Below are 13,257 nucleotides of genomic sequence, written 5' to 3'. Positions count from 1 at the left end.
CCTTGCCGTGCGTTTCGTTCGCAACATCTCACCATACGCCTCCCAGACAGGATCAAAGGGGTTGTAGCCTCCTTTGATCTTTTCATGCCTTTCAATCACTGTGTCGCTTAATCGCGCCAACCGTTTCATGATCGGTTCGTCTTCTGTACCTACTTTGGTTGCGAACTCTGTCCTGTCGCTAATGACCTTCCAGTAACGTTGGGTGCACCAGCTTGGGGACTTCTTCGGATGTCGCCTCCTCGCCCAGCGGACAAGCCGCCAGTAGATAAGGTAGTCCATCCGACTGAACGTCTCTTTCGCGACCACCGGTTGGTGATACCTAGCCCATCCCCGAAGGATTGGGTTAAGTTGCGCGATGAGATCCTCCTGTTTTGTCGATAGATGCGTCCTTACGATTTCCGATACCTTGCGATAGAACGCTTTCACGTTTTTCTTGCTCGGCTTGATTAGCAGCTTTCCACGGTATTTGCGGAAATTCCATCCAAGGAAATCGAAGCCTCGGTCAATGTGCGTGACGCAGGTCTTTTCCAGCGATAGCCGCAATCCTCGTTTTGCAAGGAATGCTTCTACCCATGGTCGGACTTCAATCTCTAACAGCTCTCGTGAGCTCCCAGTGATGACGAAGTCGTCCGCGTAGCGGACCACATTTACTTTGGCCCTACGAGCTTTCACAACACCCAGCCGCGCGTTTAAGTGCGCGGCGAGTCCCGTTTCCAACCCATTCAGAACGCAATTCGCCAGGGTTGGCGAAATGACACCACCTTGCGGTGTTCCCTCATCTGTCGGCGAGAAGCGACCCTGATGGACCACTCCGGCTTTCAACCATTTCCGTAGCACTTCCCTGTTTGTGAGAACACGGTCGAGCATCCAGTCATGATTGATATGGTCGAAGAACCCCTGAATGTCGGCTTCCAATACCCATTCGGCCGAGGCCTTCTGAGACAAGGAGACGAACAACTGGCTCATGGCATCGTGTGTTGAGCGCCCAGTCCGAAAGCCGTAGCTGTTCGGGTCGCTGGTGCTCTCTGACACTGGCTCCAATGCAAGTAGGTGCAACGCCTGCATGGCCCTGTCAAACATGGTCGGAATGCCAAGCGGCCTTTCCTTCCCGTTTGCTTTGGGAATGTAGACCCGCCGCAGGGGCAGCGGTTTGTACCCTCGAAGATTCTTCAACCGACCGATCGCCGCCCATTTGGAGGCAGGCGAATCCCAAAGTTCGCGATCGACGCCACTCGTTCGTTTGCCTTGGTTTTCGGTCACTCGTCTCACGGCCAGCGCTCTGGCCGAGAACGAGTGAGTTAGAGACCTTTGCAGCGCTTTCACGCGGCGCCAGTCTTTTTCTTGCGTAGCCTTCGCTATACGGGTCTGCGTCGTCCGCACGTTCCGCGCCACTAGACCCCAATCGATGGAGTGCCAGTCTTGCGGTTCGCGTGAGGACGCAGACTCGTCGCGCGAAGCGACGTGTTTTCTCATGCTTTCCTCCAGGTTGAACCCCTGGAGACGCACACCTCCCCCGAAGGGGAATTGAGCATCCCTTCGGGGTCGGTTTGAACTTAGTCAGTCGTGTAACGACGATTGCACCACGCGGAAGTCAGCACGCTTTCGCGTCAGGGCACGGGCCCCTATGCCACCCATTACAGGTAACCATTCGCTTTCTCCGCTATCCCATACCCCCTCATCCAACAGGTCGTCTCGCGACTTCCCTGCCCTTGCGCAGAGCGCTTGGGCGGACAGTGGGGCTTACCACGTTCCCTGTCTTGCCGACGAATGACAACTTGCGTTGTTTCCGTCTATCCGTTTAGGGCTCATCTCTCCAGGGGCTGCATGTGTGACGACGACCACCTAGTTTTGACAGGTGGTGCCAGCAGCGCACCGTTTGGTTACGGCCTATCAGCAGATTTGGCCGCTCAATTGTTACCCTGGTTCAGACGATGATTCACTTATGTTGCCCATGCGGAACTAGCCTAGCGTCCTTTATCACCTCTGCTGGCGATAGTCCTGATGCCCCCCTCGCAGGGGACTCCAGCCGTGTTACGGGAACGCATTGTCGAGCGGGCTTCACACGGAGACGTTACCGTCCCCGCATGCCACTCTAGGCTACTCATGGTCGTACAAGAGGTCGCAGCACTTCAGACGAAGGTGCGACAAGGCAAAACAGAGCAGAGCACTCTGAGAGTCAGAGATGCGCAGCGCAATTGCAAGGTGACCAATCCATGGACGGATTTAGTCATCCCATTGGCGAGTTCCGCTTGTGGCGGACTCGTCGGCAAGTTGCGCGAGCGCCACAGACGGCATCACTGCCGCGATGAAAGCAGGTTTAACCCTGCATTGCAGTCGGTTTTTCCCGCTGCAATTATCAAAACCACAACTATGTTGTGATCTGTAGAGAGTCGTTTTACCGGCTCTCAATCTCTAAATAAAAGCACTGTAAGTGCTTGATTTAATTGCTAATTATTTAGTGAGGCTAGCTACCTCTCTCAGAGCAACACGTTACGTGTCGCACCAAAACCCTCAATTATAGGCGGCATGCCCCTTGACCCCCGCGTTACTCGACCCCAACCATCTTGTGGTGGGAGGCATGGCTGTTGCGGATGGCCTGTGGCCCGAGGGAGCCGATCAGCATGCCCGCCAGCGCGGCCAGCAAACCCGCCAGCTGCGCAGGAAAGATTGCCCCCGCCGGAGTGGACAGGAACAGCAGCCAGGTCACCAGGCCCAGCACGATGGCAAAGATGGCGCCCTGCGTGGTGGCACGCTTCCAGTACAGGCCGAACACCAGCGGCACAAACGCTCCCACCAGCGGCACCTGGTAGGCACCCGACACCAGCTCATAGATGGAAGTACCCTGCATGTAGATGGCATAGGCCAACACGCAGGCGCTGAAAACGAGCGTAGTGATGCGCATGGTGCGCAGATGCTGCTTGTCCGAGCTGTGCGGGCGGAACTGGCGCCAGATGTTTTCGGTGAAAGTGACGCTGGGCGCCAGCAGCGTGGCGGAGGCCGTGGACTTGAGCGCCGACAGCAGGGCCCCAAAGAACAGCACCTGCATCACAAAAGGCATCTTCTCCAGCACCAGCGTGGGCAGCACCTTTTGCGGGTCGTCCTTGAGCAGCGCAGCCGTTTCCGTGGGCATGATGATGAGCGCGCTGGCCACCAGGAACATGGGCACAAAGGCGAACAGGATGTAGCAGATGCCACCGATCACGGGGCCGCGCGTGGCTGCCTGGATGTTGTTGGCCGACATCACACGCTGAAATACGTCCTGCTGCGGGATGGAGCCGAACATCATGGTCACGCCCGCGGCGATGAAGAACACCACGTCATGGAACTTGGGCTCAGGCAGGAACCGGAACAGCTCACGACTGGACGCGAACTCGATCACCTTGTCGGCCCCCCCGGCCATGTTGCCCGCAAACACGGCAATGACGGCCAGGCCCACCACCAGGATGATCATCTGGATGAAGTCGGTGACCGCCACCGACCACATGCCGCCGAACAGCGTGTACGCCAGGATGGAGACCACACCGATCGTCATGCCCACCGGAATGCTGATGGCACCGCCAGACAGCAGGTTGAACACCAGGCCCAGCGCTGTGACCTGGGCAGAAACCCAGCCCAGGTAGCTCAACATGATGATCAGCGAGCAGACGATTTCCACCGTGCGGCCATAGCGTTCGCGGTAATAGTCGCTGATGGTGAGCAGCGTCATGCGGTACAGCTTGCCGGCAAAGAACAGGCCGACCAGGATCAGGCAGAAGCCCGCGCCGAATGGGTCTTCCACCACATTGCCCAGACCGCCCTCGATGAACTTGGCGGGAATGCCCAGCACGGTCTCCGACCCAAACCAGGTGGCAAACGTGGTGGTGATGATCATGTACAGCGGCAGGTGGCGCCCGGCAATGGCAAAGTCCGCAGCGTTCTTCACACGCCGGGCTGCCAGCAAGCCGATGCCGATGGTGATCAGCAGGTAAACGATAACCAGGGTCAGCAGCACAGCGCGCTCCTCTCTCTTTTTGTCTCGGTCGGTCCAGGGTGAAGAAATCCGACCTGCGCTCCGGCGCTCCCCACACCGGGGCACCGGGCATGCAGATCGTCAGAAAAGCCGGATTCTGATCAGCAGTTGGATGAGCAGCAAGCCCAGCACAAACCCGACCCCAGCAAAAATGATGCCTTGCAGCAGCCGGTTGGTGCGTTTTTGCGCTTCCAGCAGTTCACGCAGTGCAGACTCGTGGTCTGCCGGGCGCTGGCGCAGCGCGTCGTAGATGAGTCGTGGCAGCTCGGGCAGCAGCTTGGCATAGTGCGGCGCCTCGGCCCGCAGCTCGCGCCACAGGCGCTGGGGGCCCATCTGCTCCAGCATCCACTTTTCAAGGAAGGGCTTGGCCGTGCTCCACAGGTCCAGGTCCGGGTCCAGCTCGCGGCCCAGGCCCTCAATGTTGAGCAGGGTCTTTTGCAGCAGCACCAGCTGGGGCTGAATCTCGACATGGAAGCGGCGCGAGGTCTGGAACAGCCGCATCAGCACCAGGCCCAGCGAGATTTCCTTGAGTGGGCGGTCAAAATATGGCTCGCACACGGCGCGGATGGCCGACTCGAGGTCATTGACCCGCGTTTCGGGCGGCACCCAGCCGCTTTCGATGTGCAGCTCTGCCACCCGCTTGTAGTCGCGCCGGAAGAACGCCACAAAGTTCTGCGCCAGGTATTCCTTGTCCACTTCGGTCAGCGTGCCCACGATGCCGAAGTCCAGCGAGATGTAGCGGCCGAACGTGGCAGGCTCCAGACTCACCTGGATGTTGCCCGGGTGCATATCGGCGTGAAAAAAACCGTCGCGAAACACCTGGGTGAAGAAGATGGTGACGCCGTCGCGCGCCAGCTTGGGGATGTCCACACCGGCCTCCCGCAGGCGGTCGATCTGGCTGATGGGCACACCGTTCATGCGCTGCATCACCATGACCTCGGGGTGGCAGAAGTCCCAGAAGATCTCGGGGATCAGCACCAGGTCCAGCCCGGTCATGTTGCGGCGCAGCTGCGCAGCGTTGGCAGCCTCGCGCACCAGGTCCAGTTCGTCATGCAGGTAGTTGTCAAACTCTGCCACCACCTCACGGGGCTTCAGGCGCTTGCCATCGGCAGACAGGCTCTCCACCCATCCCGCCATCATGCGCATGAGGCTCAGGTCCTTTTCGATCACCGGCAGCATGCCAGGCCGCAGTACCTTGACGGCTACCTCGCGCTCAATGCCCTGGCGGTCGCGCAGCGTGGCGAAATGCACCTGGGCGATGGACGCGCTGGCCACCGGTGTGCGGTCGAAAGAGGTGAACACCTCGTCCACCGGACGACGGAAGGCACGCTCGATGGTGGCGATGGCGATGTCGGGGTCGAATGGCGGCACGCGGTCCTGAAGGCGGGCCAGTTCGTCGGCTATGTCGGGCGGAAGCAGGTCGCGGCGGGTGGACAGCACCTGGCCGAACTTGACGAAGATAGGTCCCAGGCTTTCCAGCGCCTCGCGCAGGCGTTGCCCACGCGGCGCATCCAGATTGCGCCCGATGGACACGATGCGCGAGATCATGCGCAGCCAGGGCTTTTGAAAGCTGTCGAGCAGCAAGCCATCCAGGCCGAACCGGAACACCACCCACAGGATGGCCGCCCCCCGCAAGAAGCGCTTCATGCGTCGGCCCGGTCCGAACCAGCCGAAGGTGACAGCGGCGCCGCCGCCGGCGCACTGGGCGCCACCGGTGCCGTCGCAACGACCACTGCAGAAGACGCCGCGCTGGCGGCTGCCATGCGCGAACCCACAAACTGGCGCAGCGCCTGCGCAGCCCGGCTGGCGAACTGCGCCAGCGTATGCGCAGGGGCATCGCCAATCACGCGGGCCAGGTCTTCCTCCACATCCCAGCGCACATGGTCCACCAGCCAGTTGATCTCGGCCGCCAGTTGTACGTCGCCCTCAATGCGGATGGAGGGCTTGTCGCCCCGCAACGCAGCCTGGGCCAGGGTGATGGGGGAGGTATCGGTCACTTCCAGCCGCAGGTCTGGCACCGCGGATTCGGGCGCCAGGTTGAACAGGCCCGCAGGGGTGATCACCAGCGACAGGGAATAGGCCCGCCACTGCACCCTGGCGATGCGGCCCTTTTGGCGCACCAGCCGGTCCGTGGCCTCTTTCTCCTGCATCAGCACATGGTTGAGAAACAGCACCAGGCGCTGCTGCACCTCGTGGACCAGCCATTGCGGGGGCTGCGGGCCGGCTGCCAGGCGCTCGAAGAGGCCGTCCAGAAAAGGAAAAGGGGACTGTGGTGTTGCCATAGTCCCCGATTATTCCCTGAACTGGAATGCCCCTGGCACGCAGGGGCCCCGTGGGCGGTGTTTACTGCAGGGCTTGCACGCCTGCCACCAGCCAGCCGGTGTTGCCCGCCTTGGGCTTGGTCATGTTCCAGACCTCACGGAAGGGGCTGGGCCCGGCCGAGGGTTCTTCGCGGATCATGCCCGAGAACTCGACGCTGGCCATGTAGCCGTCGCCCAGGTCTTCGATGCCCAGCAGCTGCGCTTCGATCATGACCACATCGGTGTGATTGGGCTGCGTGCCCCGGTGGGCTTCGCGCTCGGTCAGCTGGGTGCGGATCTCATCGAGCATGTTGTCCGTCATCATGGACCGCAGGGTGGCGATGTCCGAGCGGTCCCACGCACCCTGCAAGGTCACGAAGTTGCGCTTGGCGGCCGCCAGGAAACCCTCGGTGTCGAAATCGGCGGGCACACCCCAGTTCTGCGAACCCGACAGGCCCGAACCGATCACCACACCCGAACCCACGCCACCCTGCCCGGCACGCGAGGCATCAAATGCCATGCTGCTGCGCTCCCAGGGGCGGGCCGATGCGTCGTTGCCCACGTTGTTGGGGCTGTACTGCGGCGGCACCTGGGCAGCAGCGGGCGTTGCAGCCCCTGCGCCCTGGAAGGCGAACGGGGCACCACCTGCAGCATTGCCCGAGCCATTGCTACCGCCGTTGCGCGACCGCATGACCATCTTGAAGATGGCAAACGCCGCCAGCGCCAGCAGCGCAATCATCAGGATGTTGCCAAAGCCCGCGCCCAGGCCCAGCGAGTGCGCCAGCCAGGCCAGGCCCAGACCCGCCGCCAGGCCGCCCAACATGGCACCCCAGGGCTTCTTGGCCGGCGCGGCCGGAGCCGCTGCCGGCGTGGCGGTAGCAGGCTTGGCTGCCGCAGCCGTGTTGGTCGCGCTTTGTGCCGGTGCGCCCGGCGTGGCGGGCGGCGTGGCCGACTCGCGCTGCGTCACATTGCTGGACTGCTTGCCCACCGATTTGCCACCACCCAGTCGCCGCGCGGCGTCGGCATCGGCGTGCGCAAACGCCAGCATCGCGACCAACACCACAGACCACAGTTTCATCATGACTTCTCCGTCTCCGTTATCGACCGAGCAAACCGCTCAGCACTTGATTCCAACATGGAGGGCCACAATGCCCCCCGTCATGTTGTGATAGTCCACATGCCCAAAACCATTTTTCTGCATGAGGCTTTTGAGTTCTTCCTGCCCCGGGTGCATGCGGATGGACTCCGCCAGATACCGGTAGCTCGCGTCGTCGCCCGCTACCAGCTTGCCCAGCTGGGGCAGCACCTTGAACGAGTACCAGTCGTACACCTTGGTCAGCGGCTGCGCCACTTTGGAAAACTCCAGCACCAGCAGCTTGCCGCCGGGCTTGAGCACACGGCACATTTCGGCAATGGCCTGGTCCTTGTGGGTCATGTTGCGCAAGCCAAAAGCCACGCTCACCACGTCGAAATGCGCGTCGGGGAACGGCAGCTTTTCAGCGTCGCAGACCAGCGTAGGCAGCACCACGCCCTCGTTGATGAGACGGTCACGGCCCACACGCAGCATGGCCTCGTTGATGTCGGTGTGCACCACACGGCCCGATGCCCCCACCTTCTTGGAAAACGCCAGTGCCAGGTCGCCGGTGCCCCCCGCAATGTCCAGCACCTGGCTGCCTTCGCGCAGGTTGGCCACCATCACGGTGTAGGCCTTCCAGGCACGGTGCAGGCCCGCCGACATGAGGTCGTTCATCACGTCGTACTTGGAGGCCACGGAGTCAAACACACCGCGCACGCGGCGTGCCTTTTCCTGCTCGTCCACCGACTGAAAACCGAAATGCGTGGTGCTCATAAGAATCATGCTAGGCGCGTGAACGCCAGAGGTACAGCGACAACCCCGCACTGAATTGGGGCATCTGTCGCAATTTGGAGAACGCTATTGAAACAAAACCAGCCGCTAGCGCAAGCAAATATTGCGCTGATAGCTATATTTTCAATAGCACCTTGACGCACAGGGACTTGTGCGGCTTTTGGCGGCGGCCCCCCTGAACAGGCCTGCCAAGGGCGTCAGTGACTGCCGCAGGCGTGGCCCCCTGCACCACCCTTGGGCGCCATGGGTGCATCACGGTCGGCCCCCGCCGCAGCCAGCCGCTCGGTGTACTGGGCCCACAGTGCGTCCTGCTTCTGGCCCAGCTCGTAGAGATAGTCCCAGGTGAAGATGCCGCTGTCGTGGCCGTCGGAGAACGTGGGCTTGACGGCGTAGTTGCCCACAGGCTCCAGGTTGATGAGCGCCACATTGCGCTTGCCCGTCTGCAGCACCTCCTGCCCCGGGCCGTGGCCTTGCACCTCGGCCGAGGGCGAGTACACGCGCATCAGCTCGAACGGGATGCGGAACGTGGCGCCATCCGAAAAACCCACCTCCAGCACGCGCGACTGTTCATGCACCGTCAGGGCCTGCGGCGTGGGAGCGCCCGCTTTCAAACCTGCCATGGAATCACCTTGAGAAAACTGTTGTCAGGAACGACGGCTGCCATTGTCCCACCCGCCCAGGCACACGCTGCCAGCAAGGTTACCGGGCGGCCCACAGCGCTAGCTGGGACTGCAGCTGCGCTTCCAGCGCGGGCAACAAGGCCCGCACGGCGGCCTCTTGCGCTGCGGGGCTCGGCCGCTGTGCCGCGGCCCATACGGGCGATGGAAAGTGACTGTCCCAGTCAAACCGCGCAATCACATGCCAGTGCAGGTGCGGCACCATGTTGCCCAGCGCTGCGATGTTGACCTTGGTGGGCGACAGGTGCTGACGCAGCGCCTGCTCCACCAGGGTCACGGCTTCCATGCAATGCGCACGGTCAGCGGCGGCCAGGTCCGAGAACTCGGCCACATGCGCGTTCCAGACCACGCGGTAAAAGGCAGGGAACCCCGCCTCCTGCGCACGGATGACACGCAGGCGCTCGCCACGCCAGACCAATGCGCCGCCGTCTTCAGCGCACAAGGGGCAGGTCATCAGACCAGCACCCGCTCAATGCCGCCGTTGTTGGCACGGTGTACGTACTCAGGCATCCAGTTCTCGCCCAGGATCTCGCGCGCCATCTCGACCACGATGTAGTCGGCTTCGAGCAAGCCGTTGTTCAGGTCGCCTTCGTAGCGGTTCAGGCCCTGCAGGCAGCTGGGGCAGCTGGTGAGGATCTTCACGTTGTCCTGAGCGCCGACAGCACCGCTGGCACGCAGCTGGGCTTCGCCCTTCTTGATCTCTTCTTCCTTGCGGAAGCGCACCTGCGTGGACACGTCGGGCCGGGTCACACCCAGCGTGCCCGACTCGCCGCAGCAACGCTCGCTCTTCAAGACCTGCTCGCCCACCAGCGCCTTCACGGTCTTCATCGAGTCCTGCAGCTTCATGGGGTTGTGGCAGGGCTCGTGGTACAGGTAGGCGCCCTTGCCTTGCAGCTGAATGCCCTTTTCCAGCAGGTACTCGTGGATGTCGATGATGCGGCTGCCCGGGAAGATCTTGTCAAACTCGTAGCCCTGCAGCTGGTCGTAGCAGGTGCCGCAACTCACCACCACGGTCTTGATATCGAGGTAGTTGAGCGTGTTGGCCACGCGGTGAAAGAGCACGCGGTTGTCCGTGATCATCTTTTCGGCCTTGTCGAACTGGCCCGAACCGCGCTGCGGATAGCCGCAGCACAGGTACCCAGGCGGCAGCACCGTCTGCACGCCCGCGTGCCACAGCATGGCCTGGGTCGCCAAACCGACCTGCGAGAACAAGCGCTCTGACCCGCAGCCAGGGAAGTAGAACACCGCCTCCGTCTCGGCCGTGGTGGCCTGCGGGTTGCGGATGATCGGCACGTAGTCCTTGTCCTCGATGTCGAGCAGCGCGCGCGCCGTCTTCTTGGGCAGGCCGCCCGGCAGCTTCTTGTTGATGAAGTGGATCACCTGCTCCTTGATCGGAGCCGTGCCCACCGTCGCGGGCGGCTTGGCCGTTTGCTTGCGGCCCACCTTGCGCAGCAGGTCCACGGCCAGGCGCTGGGCCTTGAAACCCACGTCCACCATGGCCGAGCGCATCAGCTTGATAGTGTCCGGGTTGGTGGCGTTGAGCATGGTCATGGCCAATGCGTTGCCGGGGCGGAAGGTCTTCTTGCCCATCTTGCGCAGCAGGTTGCGCATGTTCATGGTGACGTCGCCGAAGTCGATCTTCACCGGGCAAGGGCTCTCGCATTTGTGGCACACCGTGCAGTGGTCGGCGACGTCCTCAAACTCCTGCCAATGCTTGATGCTCACGCCCCGGCGGGTCTGCTCTTCATACAGGAACGCCTCGACCAGCAGCGAGGTGGCCAGGATCTTGTTGCGTGGGCTGTACAGCAGGTTGGCGCGTGGCACGTGCGTGGAGCACACGGGCTTGCACTTGCCGCAGCGCAGGCAGTCCTTGACCGAATCGGCAATGGCGCCGATGTCGCTCTGCTGCATGATCAGCGACTCATGCCCCATCAGGCCGAAGCTGGGTGTGTAGGCGTTGGTCAAATCGGCATGCAGCGCAGGTTTTGAAGCCAAATCGGCACCAAGCGCTGGTTGAATATGCCCTGAATGCTCCTGATTTCGGAGCAATTTGCCTTTGTTGAAGCGGCCTTCCGGGTCCACCTTGCGCTTGTACTCGGCAAAGGGGCGCAGCTCTTCATCGGTCAAAAACTCCAGCTTGGTGATGCCAATGCCGTGTTCGCCCGAGATCACGCCGTTCAAGCTGCGCGCCAGCACCATGATGCGCGCCACGGCCTCGTGGGCCGTTTGCAGCATCTCGTAGTCGTCGCTGTTGACCGGGATGTTGGTGTGCACATTGCCGTCGCCTGCGTGCATGTGCAGCGCCACCCACACGCGGCCCTTGAGCACGCGCTTGTGGATGGCCACGGCCTCGTCCAGGATGGGCTTGAACGCCGCGCCAGTGAAGATGCCTTGCAGCGGCGCCCGCAGCTGGGTCTTCCAGCTGGCGCGCAGGGTGTGGTCCTGCAGTTGGGGGAACAGCGTTTCCACATCGTGCAGCCAGCCCTGCCACAGGGCGCGCACCTCTTCCACCAGGGCGATGGCCTGGGCCACGCGGTCTTGCAGCAGCTCGGGCGAAGGCACTTCGTCGTCGGCGTCGTGCTTGCCCAGGGGCAGGTTGCCACGCTCGAAGAACTCGGTCAGCGCGTCGCACAGCTTGAGCTTGTTGCGCAGGGAGAGCTCGATGTTGATGCGCTCGATGCCGTCGGTGTACTCGGCCATGCGCGGCAGCGGGATCACCACGTCTTCGTTGATCTTGAACGCGTTGGTGTGGCGGCTGATGGCCGCCGTCTTCTTGCGGTCGGCCCAGAACTTCTTGCGCGCATCGGCCGTGATGGCCACAAAGCCTTCGCCGCTGCGGGTGTTGGCCAGGCGCACCACTTCGCTGGTCACGCGGGCCACGTCGTCGGCGTTGTCACCGGCAATGTCGCCAATCAGCACCATCTTGGGCAGGCCGCCGTTGCCCTTTTTGCTCTTGGTGGCATAGCCCACAGCCTTCAGGTAGCGGTCGTCCAGGTGCTCCAGGCCCGCCAGCAGCACGCCACTGCGCTTTTGCTCGGCGAACATGAAGTCCTTGATCTCGACGATGCTGGGCACGGCGTCCTTGGCGTTGCCGAAGAACTCCAGGCATACGGTGCGCGTATGCTCGGGCATGCGGTGCACCACCCAGCGCGCGCTGGTGATGAGGCCGTCGCAGCCTTCCTTCTGGATGCCGGGCAGGCCCGCCAGGAACTTGTCCGTCACGTCCTTGCCCAGGCCTTCCTTGCGGAAAGTCTTGCCTGGAATGCTCAGGCGCTCGGTGCGCACGGGCGTCTTGCCATCGGCCTCGAAATACTGCAGCTCGAAGGTGGCCGTCTCCACGTCGTGGATCTTGCCCATGTTGTGGTCCATGCGCGTCACTTCGAGCCACTGGGCGTCAGGCGTGACCATGCGCCAGCTGGCCAGGTTGTCCAGCGCCGTGCCCCAGAGCACGGCCTTCTTGCCGCCCGCGTTCATGGCGATGTTGCCGCCAATGCAGGAAGCCTCGGCACTGGTCGGGTCCACCGCAAACACAAAACCTGCACGCTCGGCCGCATCGGCCACGCGCTGGGTGACCACGCCGGCTTCGGTCCACACCGTGCCCACCTCGCGGTCCAGGCCCGGCAGGCGGCGCATCTCCACCTCGGTCATGGCTTCGAGCTTTTCGGTGTTGATGACCACGCTCTTCCACGTCAACGGAATGGCGCCGCCGGTGTAGCCGGTGCCGCCCCCGCGCGGGATGATGGTCAGGCCCAGTTCGATGCAGCCCTTCACCAGGCCCGCCATCTCGACCTCGGTGTCGGGGGTGAGCACGACGAACGGGTATTCGACGCGCCAGTCGGTCGCGTCGGTCACATGGCTCACGCGGGAGAGGCCGTCGAACTTGATGTTGTCCTTGGCCGTGAGGCGGCCCAGGGTTTTCTGGATCTGGCGGCGCAGTTGCGCGGCCTGCTCGAACGTGGCGTTGAATTCGGCCACAGCGCGTCGCGCGGCGACGACCAGCTCACCGACGAGACGGTCGCGCTCGGCATCGTCTGCGGGGGTGCGGCGTTTTTCGATCTCGCCCAGGCGGTGCTGCAGGGCATCCACCAGCAGCTTGCGACGCGAGGGGTTGTCCAGCAGGTCGTCCTGCAGGTAGGGGTTGCGCTGCACGACCCAGATATCGCCCAGCACCTCATACAGCATGCGGGCCGAACGGCCCGTGCGGCGCTCTTTGCGCAGCTGGTCCAGCACCTCCCAGGATGAGGACCCCAGCAGCCGGATCACGATCTCCCGGTCGGAAAACGAGGTGTAGTTATAGGGAATTTCACGCAGTCGGGCAGGCTCGGCGGCCTGCGTCTGCAAGGCCGCCAACGCGATCGGTACATTCATGGGGGTCTACCTGGGGTGGGGGCGCGATTTTAAGCC

General features: G+C 62.6%; 9 protein-coding genes. All 9 read right to left on the bottom strand.

Annotated elements, in window-relative coordinates; all coding sequences use genetic code 11:
* On the bottom strand, nucleotides 1-1,473 hold a 1,473-nt coding region (gene ltrA, locus N4G42_RS05310; protein WP_260666425.1), incomplete at its 3' end, for a group II intron reverse transcriptase/maturase.
* A gap of 1,072 nt (nucleotides 1,474-2,545) precedes the next feature.
* Nucleotides 2,546-3,991, bottom strand: a complete 1,446-nt coding sequence (locus N4G42_RS05305) for a sodium:solute symporter family protein (RefSeq protein ID WP_056060397.1) — start codon at nucleotides 3,989-3,991, stop codon at nucleotides 2,546-2,548.
* Nucleotides 3,992-4,090: 99 nt separating this feature from the next.
* Entirely contained in the window at nucleotides 4,091-5,656 is a 1,566-nt protein-coding gene (gene ubiB, locus N4G42_RS05300) for a ubiquinone biosynthesis regulatory protein kinase UbiB (RefSeq protein ID WP_056060393.1), read from the bottom strand.
* The gene (locus tag N4G42_RS05295; protein ID WP_056060391.1) at nucleotides 5,653-6,291 is read right to left on the bottom strand and encodes a hypothetical protein; all 639 of its coding nucleotides are present in this window, start codon (nucleotides 6,289-6,291) and stop codon (nucleotides 5,653-5,655) included. Before N4G42_RS05295 ends, ubiB begins: the two co-directional genes overlap by 4 nt.
* Nucleotides 6,292-6,352: 61 nt before the next feature.
* Nucleotides 6,353-7,390, bottom strand: a complete 1,038-nt coding sequence (locus N4G42_RS05290; protein ID WP_056060388.1) for a Tim44 domain-containing protein — start codon at nucleotides 7,388-7,390, stop codon at nucleotides 6,353-6,355.
* Between the two features lie 36 nt (nucleotides 7,391-7,426).
* Complete coding sequence (gene ubiE, locus N4G42_RS05285) at nucleotides 7,427-8,158, bottom strand: bifunctional demethylmenaquinone methyltransferase/2-methoxy-6-polyprenyl-1,4-benzoquinol methylase UbiE (RefSeq protein WP_056060384.1); 732 nt, start codon at nucleotides 8,156-8,158, stop codon at nucleotides 7,427-7,429.
* 215 nt (nucleotides 8,159-8,373) lie between these two features.
* Complete coding sequence (locus N4G42_RS05280) at nucleotides 8,374-8,796, bottom strand: gamma-butyrobetaine hydroxylase-like domain-containing protein (RefSeq protein WP_099731079.1); 423 nt, start codon at nucleotides 8,794-8,796, stop codon at nucleotides 8,374-8,376.
* Nucleotides 8,797-8,875: 79 nt separating this feature from the next.
* A complete protein-coding gene (locus N4G42_RS05275) occupies nucleotides 8,876-9,307 on the bottom strand; it encodes an HIT family protein (RefSeq protein ID WP_108498343.1) in 432 nt (143 codons plus the stop codon).
* A complete protein-coding gene (locus tag N4G42_RS05270; RefSeq protein ID WP_260666424.1) occupies nucleotides 9,307-13,221 on the bottom strand; it encodes an FAD/FMN-binding oxidoreductase in 3,915 nt (1,304 codons plus the stop codon). The genes N4G42_RS05275 and N4G42_RS05270 overlap by 1 nt, the downstream gene beginning before the upstream one ends.
* Nucleotides 13,222-13,257 lie beyond the last annotated feature (36 nt).

It is taken from the genome of Acidovorax sp. K2F (genome assembly GCF_025246485.1).
GTDB lineage: Bacteria > Pseudomonadota > Gammaproteobacteria > Burkholderiales > Burkholderiaceae_C > Acidovorax > Acidovorax delafieldii.
The sequence above is the reverse complement of the archived record's forward strand: the minus strand, read 5'-3'. Positions and strand labels throughout refer to the sequence as shown.